The 19,296-nt window shown below is 70.4% G+C and carries 11 protein-coding genes, 1 tRNA gene and 1 pseudogene; 2 read left to right on the top strand and 11 right to left on the bottom strand.

The window, feature by feature from the left end; all coding sequences use genetic code 11:
• Positions 1-294, top strand: a pseudogene (locus C3489_RS35900) (DNA glycosylase); the annotation flags it as partial.
• A gap of 386 nt (positions 295-680) precedes the next feature.
• On the opposite strand, the gene C3489_RS35910 reads toward C3489_RS35900, so the two are convergent.
• The 9 genes from C3489_RS35910 to C3489_RS35950 all read right to left on the bottom strand — a co-directional run bounded on the left by C3489_RS35910 (position 681) and on the right by C3489_RS35950 (position 15,180).
• A complete protein-coding gene (locus C3489_RS35910) occupies positions 681-1,151 on the bottom strand; it encodes a Dps family protein (protein ID WP_103786333.1) in 471 nt (156 codons plus the stop codon).
• A 187-nt stretch (positions 1,152-1,338) separates the two neighbouring features.
• Positions 1,339-1,719, bottom strand: a complete 381-nt coding sequence (locus C3489_RS35915; protein ID WP_103786334.1) for a helix-turn-helix domain-containing protein — start codon at positions 1,717-1,719, stop codon at positions 1,339-1,341.
• Between the two features lie 109 nt (positions 1,720-1,828).
• Positions 1,829-2,374: a CinA family protein gene (locus tag C3489_RS35920; protein ID WP_103786335.1), complete on the bottom strand. Its 546-nt coding sequence runs from the start codon at positions 2,372-2,374 to the stop codon at positions 1,829-1,831.
• Positions 2,371-3,123, bottom strand: coding sequence for a CDP-diacylglycerol--glycerol-3-phosphate 3-phosphatidyltransferase (pgsA, locus tag C3489_RS35925; protein WP_103786336.1), 753 nt, complete (start codon positions 3,121-3,123; stop codon positions 2,371-2,373). Before pgsA ends, C3489_RS35920 begins: the two co-directional genes overlap by 4 nt.
• Positions 3,120-4,580, bottom strand: a complete 1,461-nt coding sequence (gene rimO, locus C3489_RS35930) for a 30S ribosomal protein S12 methylthiotransferase RimO (protein WP_103786337.1) — start codon at positions 4,578-4,580, stop codon at positions 3,120-3,122. Before rimO ends, pgsA begins: the two co-directional genes overlap by 4 nt.
• Positions 4,581-4,664: 84 nt before the next feature.
• Positions 4,665-5,498, bottom strand: coding sequence for a helix-turn-helix domain-containing protein (locus C3489_RS35935; RefSeq protein WP_103786338.1), 834 nt, complete (start codon positions 5,496-5,498; stop codon positions 4,665-4,667).
• Positions 5,499-5,777: 279 nt separating this feature from the next.
• Positions 5,778-8,537, bottom strand: a complete 2,760-nt coding sequence (locus C3489_RS35940; protein ID WP_181139982.1) for a DNA translocase FtsK — start codon at positions 8,535-8,537, stop codon at positions 5,778-5,780.
• Between the two features lie 201 nt (positions 8,538-8,738).
• Positions 8,739-9,419, bottom strand: coding sequence for a two-component system response regulator (locus tag C3489_RS35945; RefSeq protein WP_103786339.1), 681 nt, complete (start codon positions 9,417-9,419; stop codon positions 8,739-8,741).
• Between the two features lie 268 nt (positions 9,420-9,687).
• The gene (locus C3489_RS35950) at positions 9,688-15,180 is read right to left on the bottom strand and encodes a HAMP domain-containing protein (protein WP_103786340.1); all 5,493 of its coding nucleotides are present in this window, start codon (positions 15,178-15,180) and stop codon (positions 9,688-9,690) included.
• Positions 15,181-15,567: 387 nt separating this feature from the next.
• On the opposite strand from C3489_RS35950, the gene C3489_RS35960 reads away from it, so the two are divergent.
• On the top strand, positions 15,568-18,324 hold the full coding sequence (locus C3489_RS35960) for a SpoIIE family protein phosphatase (RefSeq protein WP_103786341.1): 2,757 nt from the start codon (positions 15,568-15,570) through the stop codon (positions 18,322-18,324).
• Between the two features lie 43 nt (positions 18,325-18,367).
• Here the strand turns inward: C3489_RS35960 and C3489_RS35965 are convergent.
• Together C3489_RS35965 and C3489_RS35970 are read right to left on the bottom strand one after the other, a co-directional pair.
• Positions 18,368-18,443, bottom strand: a tRNA-Thr gene (locus C3489_RS35965).
• A 76-nt stretch (positions 18,444-18,519) separates the two neighbouring features.
• Entirely contained in the window at positions 18,520-19,182 is a 663-nt protein-coding gene (locus C3489_RS35970; RefSeq protein WP_103786342.1) for a DegT/DnrJ/EryC1/StrS family aminotransferase, read from the bottom strand.
• Between the last annotated feature and the right edge of the window lie 114 nt (positions 19,183-19,296).

Raw genomic sequence — 19,296 nt, forward strand, 5'->3', positions numbered from 1 at the left:
CCGGTCGGCGCGCTGCCCGCCGAGCGTGCCGCCCAGCTGCCCGCGCTGGCCAAGAAGCTGCTGGAGGTCAACCGCGACCGCCCGGTGCGTGCCACGACGGGCCGGCGCGGCCAGGACCTGTTCGTCTACGGCCGCGCACCCCGCCCCTGCCTGCGCTGCCGCACCTCGATCCGGGTGGCCGACCAGGGCGACGGCTCCCGCGAGCGCCCGACGTACTGGTGCCCGAGGTGCCAGACGGGCCCGGCACCGAGTCCGGCGACGTCCCGCGGAGACCGGCACCGCTCCATTAATTGACGTATCGTCAGGATCGTTCGTCAGACCGTGGGTATCGCGACGACGTGGCATGCGGGGGCGCGGACGCCGTGCCGACGCGCCATGCCTGTCGCCACCGCCCCGTCGGGACCGCCCCAGCCGCACGCGCCTTGGCCGCACAGTGCACCGGCAGCAGGCTCAGCCCCCAGCCCCCGGCGGCGATCGCGCCCTCCAGGGCCCCGGCGGCGGGCGTGCAGGCGATCCGGAGCACGGCCCACCACCACACGGCGGCAAGGCCCGCTCCGGCTCCCCAGCGCGCCACCCGCCCCGCGACGCCACCCGCCCCCTCCAGCCGGACACCACCAGCGCGCCCCGGGGTCCGCCAGGGCGCGCGAGCGGCACACCGGGGCACCGGCAAGGCCCGGCCGTCAGCTGTTCTCGGCCTGGAACATCCAGTGGTGCTTCTCAAGGTCCTGCGTGATCTGGATGAACAGGTCCTGGCTGACCGGGTCGGGCTCGGCCGTCGCCGTCACCCGCTCCCGCATCCGGGTGATCGCCGCACCCAGCGCGTCCACGAGGGTCTGCACCGCGTCCGCGTCCTTGATCCAGCCCTCCGAGACCTGCCCGAGCCCACTGCCGGCGGCCACCGTCGCCGCCCGGCCGTCCGGCGACACGCCGAGCGCGGACGCCCGTTCCGCGACCGTGTCCATGTGGGTGCGCGCGCTGTCGACGACCTCGTCCAGCTGCAGGTGGACGGATCGGAACCTCGGGCCCACGACGTTCCAGTGCACCTGCTTGGCCACCAGTGACAGGTCCACGAGGTCGACGAGCGCGCCCTGCAGCGCCTCGGCGACGGTCTTCAGGGCGGTGTCGGACAGGGGGCTCTTCACGACGTTCATCCACGCCTCCGTTGGGTCACCCGGTCGTGCCCCTCCACCATGACCGCCCCATCCGATACCGGCAAACGGACGAAACTCGCCATCAGTGCGACAAAGCATCCGAAAGCGCATCAGAAACGCAAAACCCCGACCGCACTCCTCCGGACCGTTTCCGGAGAAGCCCCGGCCGGGGCCACGAACAGACGTGTCAGGCGGCGACGACGTCCACCGCTTCGCTGGGCGCCTTGATGGTCACCCTTTCCGGTGGCACACCGGTCACCGACACGGAGCCCAGCATCGGACGAACCGGTGTGGGCACGGACTCGCTGGGAGTGGCCGCGGCAGACTGCGCCAGCTCGGCGAGGGCGAGTTCGTCGCTCACTTCCCGCATGAGCTCGGACATCCGTACGTCCAGCGCGTCGCAGATGGCGGAGAGCAGCTCGGAGGAAGCCTCCTTCTGCCCCCGCTCCACCTCGGAGAGATAGCCGAGCGAGACTCGGGCGGACGAGGAGACTTCGCGCAGAGTACGGCCCTGGCGTTGGCGCTGCCGACGCAGCACGTCACCCAGCAGGCGACGGAGCAGAATCATCGGTGGCTCCCTCCTCGGACCGCGTAGCCGCATCCTTCACGCCCCACCGTACCGCCTTGCGCCGCGGCCGTGCGGGGAGCGATGTCGTGTTCACTCAGGGCTGCAAACATCAAAACCCCCCGTTCCGTTCCGTATCCTGTGCCCGCTCATTCCCGATCTGTTCGCCCGCAAGCTCCCTCAGAAGCAGTACGAGCACGCTCCGTACACTCTCTCTACGGATTTCCGCGCGGTCGCCGTTCAACCGCAGGGCCTCCACTTTTCCGCCACCGGCGGAACCGGAACCCGTGCCGAAGGGGCCGTCCACGGCCACGAAGACCGTCCCGACCGGCTGCCCGTCCTGCGGTTCCGGGCCGGCGACACCGGTGGTCGCGATGCCCCAGTCGGCGCCCAGCGCCTTGCGCACGCCGACCGCCATCTGGGCCGCGACCTGCGCGTCCACCGCTCCGCGGGTGGCCAGCAATGTGGCGTCCACGCCGAGCAGCTCCTCCTTCAGCGCGGTGGCGTACGCCGTCACCGAACCGCGGAACGCCTTGGACGCCCCCGGTACGGCGGTGATCTCCGCCGCCACCATTCCGCCGGTCAGCGACTCCGCGACGGCCAGGGTCTCGCCCCTCACCGTCAGTAGTCGCACCACGTCGGCGGCCGTGGAACTCACGCTTCCTTCTCCTCCAACGCCGCACGGCGCTCGGCGATTCCCCGCCGGCGCAGCACAATGGCCTGTCTGATGTAGTCCAGACCGGTCACCACCGTCAGTACCACCGCGACGGCCATCACCCAGAACCGCGCGGTCGCCAGCCACCCCGTCAGCGCCAGCACGTACATGCCGACGGCCACGCCCTGGGTGAGCGTCTTGAGCTTGCCCCCGCGGCTGGCCGGGATGACGCCGTACCGAATGACCAGAAAACGCAGCAGGGTGATGCCGAGTTCCCGGCCGAGGATCACGGCCGTCACCCACCACGGCAGATCGCCGAGGGCGGACAGACAGATCAGCGCCGCACCCATGATCGCCTTGTCGGCGATGGGGTCGGCGATCTTCCCGAAGTCGGTGACGAGGTTGTAGGTGCGCGCCAGATGCCCGTCGAACAGGTCGGTGATCATGGCGATGGCGAAGGCCGCCCAGGCCAGCGACCGCCACGCCGGGTCGTATCCGCCGTCGGCCAGCATCAGCGCGACGAAGCCCGGCACGAGGACGAGCCGGAGCATGGTCAGCAGATTGGCGACGTTCCACACGCTCGCCTGGTTGACGGCGGCCGCGGCGATCTTCCCACCGCGCGGCGACCGGCCACCCTCCGCCGCGCCGGACGTGCCCGCCGATGCGCCGGAGGCGTCCGGCCCGGACGGCACCGACGCCCCCTTCGCCTGGGAGGAGCCGCCCGCGGCGGACGACGCCGGTACACCCGTCATCTGCCCGCCTCCTCAGGACACGCCAGCGGCTCGGCCACCAGGTCGACACCTTCCGTACCGACCACCTTCGCCTCGACCATACGACCGACGCTCAGGCCTTCGCCGCTCGTGAGCAGCACCTGGCCGTCCGTCTCGGGCGCCTGGTGGGCCGCTCGGCCGTAGACGCCCTCCTCCTCGTCGACGGACTCGACCAGGACGTGCACGGTTTCGCCGACGCGCTCCTCGGCGCGCTGCGAGACGAGCTCCTCGGCCAGCCGGGACACCCGCGCCAGGCGCTCGGCCACGACGTCCTCGTCCAGCTTGTTGTCGTACGTCGCCGCCTCGGTGCCCTCCTCGTCGGAGTAGCCGAAGACACCGATCGCGTCCAGCCGCGCTCCGTTCAGGAAACGCTCCAGCTCGGCCAGGTCGCCTTCCGACTCGCCGGGGAAGCCGACGATGAAGTTGGAGCGCACTCCCGCTTCGGGGGCCTTGCTCCGGATCGTGTCGAGCAGCTCCAGGAAGCGGTCGGTGTCGCCGAAGCGGCGCATCGCGCGCAGCACGTCGGGCGCGGAGTGCTGGAAGGACAGGTCGAAGTAGGGGGCGATCTTCGGGGTGGAGGTCAGCACGTCGATCAGGCCGGGGCGCATCTCGGCCGGCTGGAGGTAGCTGACGCGCACCCGCTCGATGCCGTCGACCTCGGCCAGCTCGGGCAGCAGCGACTCCAGCAGACGGATGTCGCCGAGGTCCTTGCCGTAGGAGGTGTTGTTCTCGGAGACCAGCATGATCTCCTTCACGCCCTGCTCGGCCAGCCACCGCGTCTCGTTGAGCACATCGCTCGGGCGGCGCGAGATGAAGGAGCCGCGGAAGGACGGGATGGCGCAGAACGAGCAGCGCCGGTCGCAGCCCGAGGCGAGCTTCACGGAGGCCACGGGCGAGCCGTCCAGGCGCCGGCGCAGGGGCGACCGCGGCCCGGAGGCCGGGGCGACGCCCTCGGGCAGGTCGGCCGGGCCGTGGCCGGGCAGAGCCACGGCGGCCGCCGACTCCTGACGCTCGGCCGGGCTGATCGGCAGCAGCTTGCGCCGGTCGCGGGGGGTGTGCGCGGCGTGGATGCCGCCGTTCAGGATGGTCTGGAGCCGGTCGGAGATGTTGGCGTAGTCGTCGAAGCCGAGCACGCCGTCGGCCTCGGGGAGGGCCTCGGCGAGTTCCTTGCCGTACCGCTCGGCCATGCAGCCCACCGCCACGACGGCCTGCGTTCTGCCATGGCCCTTGAGATCGTTGGCCTCCAGCAGGGCGTCCACGGAGTCCTTCTTGGCGGCGTCGACGAAGCCGCAGGTGTTCACGACGGCGACGTCGGCGTCCTCGGCGTCCTCCACGAGCTGCCAGCCGTCCGCCTCCAAACGGCCTGCGAGCTCCTCCGAGTCCACCTCGTTACGGGCGCAGCCAAGGGTGACGAGTGCGACGGTACGGCGTTCAGGCATGGGCTCAAGACTACTTCGTCCCACCGGCACCCCACGTCGAAGGGGCTGGCCGATCTTGGCCGGCCCCTTCGATCACGCCCCTGCCTAGCCGACCTGCGGGTCGCCCTTGGTGTAGGTCAGCCGCTCCACCGAGCCGGGCTGGAAGTCGTCGTCGATCTTCTTGCCGTTGACGTACAGCTGGATGGCGCCCGCGTCGCCGAGCACCAGATTGATCTTGGAGTTGTCCTGGAAGGTCTTGGACTGGCCCTCCTTGAGCAGCCCGTCGAAGATCATGCGGCCGGTGTGGTCCCTGGCCGAGATCCAGCTGCGCCCGTCGGTGGCGCTGACCTGGACGGTCACCTTGTCCTGGGGCGCGGCGGCGATGGCGCTGTCGGAGGGCGCGGGCTTCTGGTCGGGCCTGGTCTTCGTCGGCTTCGGCGTGGCGGGCGCGCTGGTCGCGGCCTCGGACCCCTCGGCGGCCTGCTGCCCGGCGCCGCTGTCGCCGCCCTTGACGAACGTGAAGCCGACGAAACCGATCACGACGACGATCGCCGCGACCATGGCCGCCGTCCAGTTCGGGCCGCGCCGCTCGGGGCGGATACGTTCCGCCTCGAACAGGGGCGCCGCCGGGGTGGGCGCGGGACGGCCGCCGTGGTCGGCGTCGTACTGCTCGACCAGCGGCCCGGGATCGAGGTGGACGGCCTTGGCCAGGGTCCGGATGTGGCCGCGGGCGTACACGTCCCCGCCACAGGGGGCGAAGTCGTCGGCCTCGATCGCGTGCACGATCGCGATACGGACCCGGGTGGCGTTGCTGACGTCGTCGACGGTCAGTCCGGCGGCGATACGGGCCTGCTGCAGGGCTCGGCCGACGGAGAGGCGGGCTTCCTCACGGTCGTCTTCGAAGGGACGCTCGTCTTCAGGGGAGTTGCCGATGGACACGGGGGCGCCTTTCGAGCGTGTAGCCACCTGTGCTGGAGGTTCAGTCTAGGGGGGGTACGAAAGGGTGGGGCAACCGGGCGGTAGGACTTTGTACGCCATCGGAATGGCCCCGCACACCGATGACGGGCCGGGCACGGGGCCCATGATGAAACCCCTACCCGTCCTCTCGCTCAACTTGACGTGTGGCGAGGGGAAACGGTTGCCCGAGGTTCTCTAACGGGTGAGTCACGGAGGGTCCGCTCCAGTGAAGCGCACCGAAGCGGACCTTCCGGCGAACACCTACCCGTCGGACTCCCCACGGATGACCGCCAGTACCCCGTCCAGCTCATCCGGCTTGACGAGCACGTCGCGCGCCTTGGAGCCCTCGCTCGGCCCGACGATGTTGCGCGACTCCATCAGGTCCATCAGCCGGCCGGCCTTCGCGAAGCCCACCCGCAGCTTGCGCTGGAGCATGGACGTCGAGCCGAACTGCGTGGAGACGACCAGCTCGGCCGCCTGGCACAGCAGGTCCAGGTCGTCGCCGATGTCCTCGTCGATCTCCTTCTTCTGCTTGGTGCCGACGACGACGTCCTCCCGGAAGACCGGCGCCATCTGGTCCTTGCAGTGCTGGACGACGGCCGCGACCTCCTCCTCGGTCACGAACGCGCCCTGCATACGGGTCGGCTTGTTCGCGCCCATCGGCAGGAACAGCCCGTCGCCCTTGCCGATCAGCTTCTCCGCGCCCGGCTGGTCGAGGATGACGCGGCTGTCGGCCAGCGACGAGGTGGCGAACGCGAGCCGCGAGGGCACATTCGCCTTGATCAGACCGGTGACGACGTCGACCGAGGGACGCTGCGTGGCGAGCACCAGATGGATGCCGGCCGCACGCGCGAGCTGCGTGATGCGCACGATCGCGTCCTCGACGTCACGCGGCGCGACCATCATCAGGTCGGCCAGCTCGTCGACGATCACCAGCAGGTACGGGTACGGCTGCAGCTCCCGCTCGCTGCCCTCGGGCGCCTTGACCTTGCCCTCGCGCACGGCGCGGTTGAAGTCGTCGATGTGCCGGTAGCCGTACGCGGCGAGGTCGTCGTAGCGCATGTCCATCTCGCGCACGACCCACTGCAGCGCCTCGGCGGCCCGCTTCGGGTTGGTGATGATCGGCGTGATCAGGTGCGGGATGCCCTCGTAGGCGGTCAGCTCGACCCGCTTGGGGTCGACCAGGATCATCCGCACGTCCTCCGGGGTCGCCCGCATCATCACCGAGGTGATCAGGCAGTTGATGCAGGACGACTTGCCGGAGCCGGTGGCGCCGGCGACCAGCATGTGCGGCATCTTCGCCAGCGAGTGCATGACGTACCCGCCCTCGACGTCCTTGCCGAAGGCGACCAGCATCGGGTCGTCGTCCTCCGCTGACTCCGCGAGGCGCAGCACGTCGCCGAGGTTGACCATCTCCCGGTCGGTGTTCGGGATCTCGATGCCGACCGCGGACTTGCCCGGGATCGGGCTGATGATCCGCACGTCCGGGCTGGCCACGGCGTAGGCGATGTTCTTGGTCAGCGCGGTGATCCGCTCGACCTTCACGGCCGGGCCCAGCTCCACCTCGTAGCGGGTGACCGTCGGGCCGCGGGTGAAGCCGGTGACCCGGGCGTCGACCTTGAACTCGGTGAAGACGGTGGTCAGCGACTCCACGATGGCGTCGTTGGCCGCGCTGCGCGCCTTGCCGGGGCCGCCCCTTATGAGCAGGTCCAGCGAGGGCAGTGCGTAGGTGATGTCGCCGGACAGCTGGAGCTGCTCGGCGCGCGGCGGCAGGTCGCGGGGCTCGGACGGCGGCGCCTTGGTGAGGTCGGGGACGGCGGACTTGGCCTCGGCCGGCTCCGGCTCGGGCTGCTCGGGCCGCGGGGCGCGCTTGCCCGGCTGGGGCCGCGCGGCCGGCACCGGGGTGGGGGTCGGCGTGGTGTCCTCGCGGTCGCCGATCCTGACGCCCTGGGTGAGGTCGGCGACGAGCGGCGAGGGCGGCATGCCGTGCAGGACCGCGCCGTCGAGGTCGGCGGCAGCGGCGGCGGCGATGTCCACGGCGTCCAGCCGCCGGTCGGGGGCGGGCTGCGGGACGGCGGAGCGGCGCGGGCGGCCCCGGCGCTTTTCGAGCGCCTCCTGTTCGGCGCTGTCGGGGTCGTACGCCTGGGGGGCGCTCGAACGCCTCCTGGGGCGCTCGGGCAGCGCCTCGCGCCACTGCTCGTCGTAGCGCGCGTCGTCGTCGGAGTACTCGGCGTACTCCTCGGCCACCGGGTCGTGCAGGATGCCCAGCCGCACGCCGAGCTGCCGCAGCCGCTGCGGGATCGCGTTGACCGGGGTGGCCGTGACCACCAGCAGCCCGAAGATCGTCAGCAGCACCAGCAGCGGTACGGCCAGCACCTCGGTCATGCTGTACGTCAGCGGGGTGGCCGCCGCCCAGCCGATCAGGCCGCCGGCGTCCCTTATGGCCTGCATGCCGGCGCTGCGGGCGGGTGAGCCGCAGGCGATGTGGACCTGCCCGAGCACGCCGACGACCAGCGCGGACAGTCCGATCACGATCCGGCCGTTGGCCTCGGGCTGTTCCGGGTGGCGGATGAAGCGCACGGCGATCGCGCCGAGCAGGATCGGTACCAGCAGATCCAGCCGGCCGAACGCGCCGGTCACCAGGATCTCGACCAGGTCACCGACGGGGCCCTTGAGGTCGGCCCAGGTGCCGGCGGCGACGATCAGCGCGATGCCGAGCAGCAGCAGCGCGAGGCCGTCCTTGCGGTGGGCGGGGTCGAGGTTCTTCGCGCCCTGTCCTATGCCGCGGAAGACGGCGCCGACGGCGTGGGCCACGCCCAGCCACAGGGCGCGCACGAGCCGGTACACGCCCCCGGTGGGACTCGGTGCCGGTTTGGGCGCGGGCTTCTTCGCCACGGCCTTCTTCGCGGGCGCCTTCTTGGCCGGGGCCTTCTTCGCGACGGCCTTCCTCGCCGGAGCCTTCGCGGGAGCGGCCGCCTTCTTCGCGGGCTGCTTCTTGGCTGCGGAGGGACGTGAGGCCATAGGTGTGAGGTTACCGGTGGAGACGACAGCGGACACGTGTGCCCAGTGCTTCACCCGTTCGTGTCGTCCTTGAACGGGTGGGGAACTGACGCGCGCTCATACGCAACCGCGCGCGCCGCCCGCGCCGTTCCGCACCCGGTCAGCTCTGTGGAGGCACCCCGTGGTGGGGGTTGGCTCTGCGGAGGCACCCTGTGGTGTGGGTCAGCTCTGCGGAGGCACCGCGGAACCGCCGGCGCCGGTGCCCGGCTCCAGGGCGTCCAGGGCCCGGCGCAGGCCGGTGAGTTTGCGCTCCAGATGCGCCGCCGTGGCGACCGCGGCCGCGTCGGCCGACTCCTCGTCCAACTGCTTGGACAGCGCCTCGGCCTGCTCCTCGACGGCGGCGAGCCGCGCGGACAGCTCCGCGAGCAGCCCGGCCGACTCCTTGCCGGCCACCCCGTCCTTGCCGCCGCCCTCCAACTGCAGCCGCAGCAGCGCGGCCTGCTCCCGCAGCTGGCAGTTCTTCATGTACAGCTCGACGAACACGGAGACCTTCGCCCGCAGCACCCACGGGTCGAAGGGCTTGGAGATGTAGTCGACAGCGCCCGCCGCGTACCCGCGGAAGGTGTGGTGGGGGCCGTGGTTGATCGCGGTGAGGAAGATGATCGGGATGTCCCGGGTCCGCTCCCGCCGCTTGATGTGGGCGGCCGTCTCGAAGCCGTCCATGCCCGGCATCTGGACGTCCAGCAGGATGACCGCGAAGTCGTCCGTGAGCAGTGCTTTGAGTGCTTCCTCCCCGGACGATGCCCGCACCAGCGTCTGATCGAGCGCAGAGAGGATCGCCTCCAGCGCCAGCAGATTCTCCGGCCGGTCATCGACCAGGAGGATCTTGGCCTTCTGCACCATGGCCCGCCCTCCTCGCCCCGGCGTGGGGCCTCCCCTGTCCACAGGACTCGGGGAAGCACCGGGCGCCGCCCCGAAGGACGACTCCCTGGCGCCGCCCGTCCTCGTGCCGGTCATGGTAGCTGCACCCCGCCTGTCGCCACACCCTGTCACCGCGATGTCACTGTGCACGTAGCAGAAACGTAGCGGGAGACCAGAAGGTTCCCCGGATGCCGTACTTCTACACGGCTGCGCGCACCCTCCGTCAGCGACTCCCGGTGAACGTCACCGATCATTCCCCGCGCATCCACTGCTCCATCACCGACAGCAGATGGTCGGGGTCGACCGGCTTCGTGACGTAGTCGGACGCACCCGACTCGATGGCCTTCTCCCGGTCGCCCTTCATCGCCTTGGCGGTCAGCGCGATGATCGGCAGCCCGGAGAACTGCGGCATCCGGCGGATCGCGGTGGTCGTGGCGTACCCGTCCATCTCGGGCATCATGATGTCCATCAGGACGACCGCCACGTCCTCGTGCTGCTCCAGCACCTCGATGCCCTCGCGGCCGTTCTCCGCGTACAGCACGGACAGGCCGTGCTGCTCCAGGACACTGGTCAGCGCGAACACGTTGCGGATGTCGTCGTCGACGATCAGCACCTTCTGGCCGCCGAAGCGGATGCCGCGGTGCGGCTGCGACGCCGCCTCCTGCTCCGCCGCGGACGGCCCCGACACCCCGGACCACTGCTCGGGCTGCGCCGGGCGCTGCTCCAGCGCCGCGGACGCCCGGCGGCGACGCCGGAAGAGCGCCGCGGCCCCGTTCTGGGTCTCCTGGTACGACTTCACCTCGGCCGGCGTCTCGATCTCCACGCCCACCAGCTCCGAGGCGCCGTTCTCGGACGCCGCCACCAGCTCACCGACCCCCAGCGCCGGCGCGGCCTGCTGGTAGCCCTGCGGCGGCAGCTCGCTCATGTGCAGCGGCAGGTACAGCGTGAACGTCGAACCACGGCCCGGCTCGCTCTGCGCGTGGATCTCACCGCCGAGCAGCTGCGCGATCTCCCGCGAGATCGACAGCCCCAGGCCCGTACCGCCGTACTTGCGGCTGGTGGTGCCGTCGGCCTGCTTGAACGCCTCGAAGATCACCCGCATCTTGCTGGCCGCGATGCCGATGCCGGTGTCGGTCACCGAGAACGCGATCAGCGGCTCGTCGGGGCTGGTCAGCGAGCCGACCTCCAACAGCTGCTCGCGGATGGACTGCGGCACGTCCGCACCCGCCGGCCGGATCACCAGCTCCACCGAACCGGAGTCGGTGAACTTCACCGCGTTGGACAGCAGGTTGCGCAGCACCTGCAGCAGCCGCTGCTCGTCGGTGTGCAGCGTGGCCGGCAGCTCCGGCGAGACCCGCACCGACAGGTCCAGACCCTTCTCCGCGGTCAGCGGCCGGAACGTGGCCTCCACGTAGTCCACGAGCTGGACCAGCGCGATCCGCGTCGGCGAGACGTCCATCTTGCCCGCCTCGACCTTCGACAGGTCCAGGATGTCGTTGATCAGCTGCAGCAGGTCCGAGCCCGCGCCGTGGATCGTCTCGGCGAACTCCACCTGCTTCGGCGACAGGTTGCCCTCGGCGTTGTCGGCGAGCAACTTGGCCAGAATCAGCAGCGAGTTCAGCGGCGTGCGCAGCTCGTGCGACATGTTGGCCAGGAACTCGCTCTTGTAGCGCATCGACACCGCGAGCTGCTCGGCACGCTCCTCCAGGACCTGCCGCGCCTCCTCGATCTCGGTGTTCTTCACCTCGATGTCGCGGTTCTGCCGCGCCAGCAGCTCGGCCTTCTCCTCCAGCTCGGCGTTGGACGCCTGCAGCGCCTTCTGCCGCTGCTCCAACTCCGCAGAGCGCTCCCGCAGTTGCTCGGTCAACTCCTGCGACTGCTTCAGCAGCTGCTCGGTCTTGGTGTTGACGGAGATGGTGTTGACGCTGGTCGCGATCATCTCCGCGATCTGGTTCAGGAAGTCCTTCTGGATCTGCGTGAACGGCGTGAACGACGCCAGCTCGATCACGCCGAGCACCTTGCCCTCGAACAGCACCGGCAACACGATCACCTGGGCCGGCGGCGCCTCGCCGAGCCCGGAGGAGATCTTCAGATAGCCGCTGGGCGCGTTCTCCACCAGGATCGTGCGCTTCTCCTCGGCGGCCGTGCCCACCAGCGCCTCACCGGGCCGGAACGACGTCGGCATCGAACCCATCGAGTAGCCGTACGACCCCAGCATGCGCAGTTCGTAGTCGTCCTCGCCGCCGGAGACGTCCTTGCCCTCCATCAACGGCATGGCGACGAAGAACGCGCCGTGCTGCGCCGACACCACCGGCGTCAGCTCGCTCATGATCAGCGAGGCCACGTCCTCCAGGTCGCGCCGGCCCTGCATCAGCGCCGAGATGCGCGCCAGGTTGCCCTTGAGCCAGTCCTGCTCCTTGTTGGCGATCGTGGTGTCGCGCAGGTTGGCGATCATCTTGTTGATGTAGTCCTGCAGCTCCTGGATCTCGCCGGAGGCGTCGACGTCGATCTTCAGGTTCAGGTCGCCGCGGGTCACCGCGGTCGCCACGCGCGCGATGGCCCGCACCTGCCGGGTGAGGTTTCCGGCCATCTCGTTCACGGACTCGGTCAGGTCGCGCCAGGTGCCGTCGACGTCACGCACGCGTGCCTGGCCGCCGAGCTGACCCTCGGTGCCCACCTCGCGGGCCACCCGGGTGACCTCCTCGGCGAAGCTGGACAGCTGGTCGACCATCGTGTTGATCGTCGTCTTCAGCTCCAGGATCTCACCGCGCGCGTCGATGTCGATCTTCTTGCTCAGGTCACCCTTGGCGATCGCGGTGGTGACCAGGGCGATGTTGCGCACCTGACCGGTCAGGTTGGACGCCATCTGGTTCACCGACTCGGTGAGGTCCTTCCACGTGCCGGCCACACCCGGCACATGCGCCTGACCGCCCAGGATGCCGTCCGTGCCCACCTCACGGGCCACCTTGGTGACCTGCTCCGCGAACGAACTCAGCGTCTTCACCATCGTGTTGATGGTGTCGGCGAGCTGCGCCACCTCACCGCGCGCCTCGATGGTCACCTGCCGCGTCAGGTCACCGTTGGCGACCGCCGCCGACACCTGGGAGATGTTGCGCACCTGAGTGGTGAGGTTCTTCGCCATCAGGTTGACGTTGTCGCTCAGGTCCTTCCAGATGCCCGTGACACCCGGCACATGCGCCTGACCGCCCAGAATGCCCTCGGTGCCCACCTCACGGGCCACCCGGGTCACCTGCTCGGCGAACGACGACAGCTGGTCGACCATCGTGTTGACGGTCGTCACCAGCTCAAGGATCTCGCCCTTGGCGTCGACGGTGATCTTCTTCGACAGATCGCCCTTGGCGACCGCGGTGGTGACCTCGGCGATGGACCGCACCTGAAGGGTCAGGTTGTTGGCCATACCGTTCACGGACTGGGTGAGGTCCTTCCAGGTGCCGGAGACGCCCTGCACCTCCGCCTGGCCGCCCAGGATGCCCTCGGTGCCCACCTCGCGGGCCACGCGCGTGACCTCCTGGGCGAACGACGACAGCTGGTCGACCATCGTGTTCAGGGTGTTCTTCAGCTCCAGGATCTCCCCGCGCGCGTCCACGGTGATCTTCTGGGACAGGTCACCGCGCGCCACCGCCGTGGCCACCTGGGCGATGTTGCGCACCTGGGCGGTGAGGTTTCCTGCCATTCCGTTCACGGAATCGGTCAGGTCCCGCCACACGCCGGCCACGCCCGGCACCTGCGCCTGACCGCCCAGACGGCCGTCGGTGCCCACCTCGCGGGCCACCCGGGTCACCTGGTCGGCGAAGGCGGAGAGCTGGTCGACCATCGTGTTGATGGTGTTCTTCAGCTCCAGGATCTCGCCGCGCGCGTCGACGTCGATCTTCTGGGAGAGATCGCCGCGCGCCACCGCCGTCGTCACCTGGGCGATCTGCCGCACCTGCGAGGTGAGGTTGCCCGCCATGAAGTTGACGGAGTCGGTGAGCTCCTTCCAGGTGCCCGACACGCCGTCCACGCGGGCCTGACCGCCGAGCCGGCCCTCCGTGCCCACGTCCCGCGCCATGCGCGTCACCTGGTCGGCGAACGACGACAGCTGGTCCACCATCGTGTTCACGGTGTTCTTCAGCTGGAGCATCTCGCCGGAGACGTCCACGGTGACCTTCTGCGACAGATCGCCGTTGGCCACCGCCGTCGTCACCTGGGCGATGTTGCGCACCTGACCGGTTAGGTTACGGAAAGCGGTGTTGACGGAGTCCGTCAGGTCCTTCCAGGTGCCCGCCGCGCCCGGCACCTGCGCCTGACCGCCCAGCTCACCCTCGACACCGATCTCCCGCGCCACCCGCGTGACCTCGGCACCGAACGCCTGCAGCTGGTCCACCATCCCGTTGACGGTGTTCTTCAGCTCCAGCATCTCGCCGGCCACGTCCACGGTGACCTTCTGCGACAGATCACCGTTGGCCACCGCCGTCGTCACGGCCGCGATGTCCCGCACCTGCGTGGTCAGGTTCCGGAAGACGGTGTTGACCGAATCCGTCAGGTCCTTCCACGTGCCCGCCGCGCCCGGCACGTTCGCCTGCCCGCCGAGCCGCCCCTCGGCACCGACCTCGTTGGCCACGCGCGTGACCTCGTCGGCGAAGATCCGCAGCGTCTCCGTCATCTGGTTGATCGTGTCGGCGAGCTGCGCGACCTCTCCGCGCGCCGGAACCGTCACCTTCCGCGACAGATCACCGCTCGCGACCGCCGTCGTCACCTCGGAGATGCCGCGCACCTGGGCAGTGAGGTTTCCTGCCATCGTGTTGACGGAGTCGGTCAGCTCCTTCCACACCCCGTCCACGCCCGGCACCTGCGCCTGACCGCCCAGGATGCCCTCGGTGCCCACCTCGCGGGCGACCCGCGTCACCTCCGAGGAGAACGCGGAGAGCTGGTCGACCATCGTGTTGACGGTGTTCTTCAGCTCCAGCATCTCGCCGGCCACATGCACCGTCACCTTGCGTGACAGATCACCCTTGGCGACCGCCGTGGTCACCAGCGCGATGTCCCGCACCTGCGCGGTCAGCCGCGACGCCATCGTGTTGACGGAGTCCGTCAGGTCCTTCCAGGAGCCCGACAGACCACGCACGCGTGCCTGCCCGCCGAGCTTGCCCTCGGTGCCCACCTCGCTGGCCACCCGGGTGACCTCGTCGGTGAACGTCGACAGCTGATCGACAAGGTTGTTCACAGTCCGCGCGACCTTCAGGAACTCCCCGCGCAGCGGATGCCCCGGCCCCTCCGCCGCCTGCGTCCGCAGCTCCATGCGCGGCGACAGATCGCCCTCCGCGACCGCCGACAGCACCCGGCTGACCTCGGAGACCGGCCGTACGAGGTCGTCGACCAGGTCGTTGGAGGCGTCGATGGCGGACGCCCAGGAACCCTCGCAGGCGCCCGTCTCCAGCCGTTCCGTGAGCTTTCCCTCACGTCCGACCATGCGCCGCACCCGCGACAGCTCACCCGTCAGATGCAGATTGCGGTCGGCCACCTCGTTGAACACGGCCGCGATCTCCGACATCACGCCGTCCCCGGACACCGTGAGCCGCTTGCGGAAGTTCCCGTCGCGCATGGACACCAGGGCCGCCAGGAGCCGGTTCAGGGCGGCCGTGTCCACCACGGTGGTCCCACCCCGAGAGGTGCGCTGGTTCTTCAGGGACTGTCCGCCTTTCGCGCGCGTCTTCGTGCCACGCGTCGCTGCGCCAGACTCCACTGTGTCCCTCCCGCAGGGGTCGACCGTTACTGTCGTGCTCGTCCTGGACCGGTCCCGCCACTGAGACGTACCGGGTGCCACGTGTTGTCAGCCCGCCGGCGGCAGGCCACACGAACGGGCTGCTGCCCGCCATGGACGGAAGACACTCAGCCTGTCCGGACCTTCACCGGAAGCCTGCCCAGTGTTTCACCCTCGCCGAACCAGGCCATAACAGTTCGGCAGCTTCGCACATCGTCCGCACACCCTCCGGACGGAAACACTGGTGACCGGCATCCGCATGGACCGGGAAGGTAAGTAACCTTGCATGCGGCTGTCCAGCCACGCCGGTTCCGTCCGGCCTGGGCGGTGGCACGAGTACGAGCGGGCATCGGAGGGGCGGCCGCACACATGACCACCGGACTGATCCCGGGGGCACAACCCCCGGAACCCCGGCCGACGAGCGCGCGCCCGCCACACCAGCGGCGCGGGCCCGACGACGGGACAGCCCAGCACGCCGACGACCGGCCGAGGAGTTTCGTGATCACCGCGCGCGCGGCTGCCAGCTTCGAGCCCGTCGGGCGATCGGTCGCGACCGCCCGATCCTTCGTCCGCGACACCCTGCAGGGCTGGGGCTTCGCGGACATCGTGGACGACGCCGTCGTCCTGACCAGCGAACTGGTGACCAACGCCGTGGTCCACGCCGGCACCCACGCCGACGTGCTGTGCCTGCGCAGCGAGGACGGCGTCCGCATCGAGGTCTCCGACCGTTACCCCGAGCGCGAGATCCCCGTCCAGAGCGCCGCCGTCAACATGGGCAGCCCCGACCGCGAGGGCGGCCGAGGCCTCCAGCTGTGCGCCGCGCTGGCCGGCCGCTGGGGCGTGGACTACACCCCCACCCACAAGAACGTCTGGTTCCAGCTCGACCTGCCCGAGCGCCCCGTCGGCACCCGCACCGCCGGCCCCGCACTGCCGGCCGAGCTGCTGCCCGTCGCCGACGGCCGCATCCGCGTCGCCGTCGTCCAGATCGACCGCACCGGCGCGATCAGCGCCTGGAACGAGGACGCCGAGGACCTCTTCGGGTACGCCGCCGACCAGGTCACCGGCAAACCCCTCACCGACCTCGCGGCCTGGCCGCAGACCCCCGGCACCGGCACCGGCATCGCCGAGGCCCTCCAACTCTCCCGCTGGGAGGGCAGCTACGGCATCCGCGGCGCCGACGGCCGCGTCACCCCCGTCTACGCCTCCCACCTGCGCATCCGCGACACCTCCGGCGAGCCCTCCACGGTCTGCCTCCTGGTGCGCGACCACGAGCGCGCCGTCCTGCAGACGCCGTTGCGCGCCCCCGCCTCCGACACCGCCACGCAGGGCGACGGGCAGAGCAGCGACCCGTTCGACGCCTTCATCGGCTCCCCCGCCCCGGACGACCTCGACGGCCTGCTCCAGCGCACCGTCGAACGCGCCCGCGACATGCTCGACGGCGACTCCGCCTTCCTGCTGCTCGCCACCGACGACGAGACCGAACTGGAGGTCCGCGCCTCCACCGGCCTGCCCTCCGCCCGGCAGCGCTTCGCCCGCGTCCCCGTCGAGGCCGGCCCCGGCCGCTACGGCTCGGCCCGCATGCCCGCCGTCCACGACGACCTCACCGCCGTCCCCGGAGCCGTCCCCCTGCTCAACGGCACCGGCATGCGCTCCGTCGTCACCGTCCCGCTCAAGGTCGAGGGCCGCCTCACCGGCTCCCTCGGCGTCGCCGCCGAGGCCCCGGGCCGCTACTCCAACGAAGAGGCCCTGCGCCTGCAGTTCGCCGCCGACCGCATCGCGCTGGCCGTGGAGTCGGCACGCCTCGGCGAGCTGGAACGCCTGCGCCGCGGCTCGCTCAGCTTCCTCGTCGAGGCCTCCGACCTCCTCGCCGGCACCCTGGACCGCGACCAGACGCTGGCCCTGATGGCCCAGATGACGGTCCCGACGCTGGCCACCTGGTGCGCGGTCTACACGATCGCCGACCAGGCCTCCGAACCGTATCTGTCGTATGTCCTGCACGAGGACGAGGAACTCATCGACGGCATCAAGTCGCTGCTGTCGAAGATCCCCCCGCCGGACCCGGTACCGACCCCCGGCGCCCGCGTCTGGACCACCCCCGGCGAGACGGCCCACCAGGCGGCCCTGCGCAGCTCCATGCGCAGCCTCGGCCTCACCGGCGGCCCCATCCACCAGATCGCCTCCGGCATGGGCCCCACGCTCGCCGTGGCCTCCGCGCTGGGCGGCGAGACGGTCGTCCTGCCGCTGGTGGCCCGCAACCGCGTCATCGGCATGCTCACCCTGGGCAAGCCCACCGACGAACACTTCCGCCAGGAAATCCTGGAACTGGCCGAGGACCTGAGCCGCCGGGCCGCCCTGGCCCTCGACAACGCCCGCCTGTACTCGGAGCGCACGGCCATCAGCCAGTCCCTCCAGCGCAGCCTGCTCCCCCCGGAGCTGCCCCAGATCGACGGCGTCGAGGTCGAGGTCATCTACCGCGCGGCCGGCGAGGGCAACGAGGTCGGCGGCGACTTCTACGACCTGTTCCCCATCAGCGACGGCGCCTACGGCTTCGCCATCGGCGACGTCTGCGGTACGGGGCCCAACGCCGCCGCCGTCACCGGCCTCGCCCGGCACGCCCTGCGCCTGCTGGCCCGCGAGGGCCTCACCGGCCCGGCCGTCCTGGAACGCCTGAACTCCGCGATCCTCGACGAGGGCGCCCGCAGCCGCTTCCTGACCCTGCTCTACGGCGAGATGCGCCCCCAGGAGGACGGCAGCGCCGAACTGAAGGTGGTCTGCGCCGGCCACCCGCTGCCGCTGCGCCTGCGCCAGGACGGCACCGTGGAGGCGGCCGCCGAACCCCAGCCGCTGCTCGGCGTCATGGAGGACCTGGAGCTCTACGAGCAGACGGTCACGCTGGACCCGGGCGATGTGCTGCTCTGCGTCACGGACGGCGTCACGGAACGCCGCGAGGGCACCCGCATGCTCGGCGACGACGGCCTCGCCGACGTCCTGACCACCTGCACGGGCCTGACGGCCGGCGCGGTCGCCGCCCGCATCATGCGGGCGGTGGAGCGCTTCGCGTCGGACGCCCCGTCGGACGACATGGCAATTCTGGCGATGCGTGTCCCGGAGCCGCACAAGGACTGAACACGAAGAAGGCCCCCGCCCAATGGGCGGGGGCCTTTTCTGCTGGAGCCCCCAAACGGAATCGAACCGTTGACCTTCTCCTTACCATGGAGACGCTCTGCCGACTGAGCTATAGGGGCCTGTCGCTTTTTCGAGGTTTCCCTCGCGGCAACGAAATGAAGCATACCCCGATCGGACCGGGATTCCCAAACTCGCTCAGAAGGCCGGTTCCAGCAGGCCGCCGAGCGCATTACACGCACCCACAATGCGCTGCATGTCCCGTTTCGTCAGACCCGCATCGACGGGCAGCGCGAGCGTCTCGTCGGCGGCCCGCTCGGTCTCCGGCAGGGCCACGCACCGCCGGAACTCCGGCAGCCGGTGCACAGGCGTCTTCACCGGCACCCGGCACTCGACTCCCTTGGCCCGCACGGCCCGTGCGAAGGCGTCACGATCAGGACGCCCGTTGCCCGGCACCCGCACGACGTACTGCTGGTAGGTGTGCCCGTCCCCGCCGTCGGGGGTCAACACCCCCCGCAGCCTGGCATCCAGATACGCCGCACGCTCCCGTCGCTGCGCCACCTCGTCGTACGGCGCCTCCGACTCGCCCTGCTCCAGCACCAGCAGCCCGTGCCGCTGCCCCAGCGCCCGCAACGCCCTCAGATCGGCCGCCCGCCCGAAGCGATGGACGACAACGACGGCCGCTGTCCGCGGAGTTACCGCCGCCTCGACCGCGGCCCTGTCCAGGCAGTACGTCACCGGATCTATGTCCGCGAAGACCGGCAGCGCACCGGCCAGGGTCACCGCGACGGCGACCTCCGCGTTCCCGAAGGCCGGCACGACGACCTCGTCGCCCACGCCGATGCCGGCGGCTCTGAGCATTGCAGCAGCACCCATGCGAGCGATGCTCGATGCGGAAGCTGAACCTCACGTTACGGCCAACAAAAAAGGGCTGGACCCGGAACCGAAGTTCTGGGTCCAACCCTTTGAATAATT

The sequence above is a fragment of the Streptomyces sp. Ru71 genome (genome assembly GCF_002920535.1).
In the GTDB taxonomy this organism is placed as follows: Bacteria; Actinomycetota; Actinomycetes; order Streptomycetales; family Streptomycetaceae; genus Streptomyces.

Coding starts and splice junctions, on each gene's coding strand:
- C3489_RS35970 (WP_103786342.1), bottom strand. CDS start 19,182: ATGCTCAGAGCCGCCGGCATCGGCGTGGGCGACGAGGTCGTCGTGCCG.
- C3489_RS35940 (WP_181139982.1), bottom strand. CDS start 8,537: ATGGCCTCACGTCCCTCCGCAGCCAAGAAGCAGCCCGCGAAGAAGGCG.
- rimO (WP_103786337.1), bottom strand. CDS start 4,580: ATGCCTGAACGCCGTACCGTCGCACTCGTCACCCTTGGCTGCGCCCGT.
- C3489_RS35910 (WP_103786333.1), bottom strand. CDS start 1,151: ATGAACGTCGTGAAGAGCCCCCTGTCCGACACCGCCCTGAAGACCGTC.
- C3489_RS35945 (WP_103786339.1), bottom strand. CDS start 9,419: ATGGTGCAGAAGGCCAAGATCCTCCTGGTCGATGACCGGCCGGAGAAT.
- C3489_RS35960 (WP_103786341.1), top strand. CDS start 15,568: ATGACCACCGGACTGATCCCGGGGGCACAACCCCCGGAACCCCGGCCG.
- pgsA (WP_103786336.1), bottom strand. CDS start 3,123: ATGACGGGTGTACCGGCGTCGTCCGCCGCGGGCGGCTCCTCCCAGGCG.
- C3489_RS35915 (WP_103786334.1), bottom strand. CDS start 1,719: ATGATTCTGCTCCGTCGCCTGCTGGGTGACGTGCTGCGTCGGCAGCGC.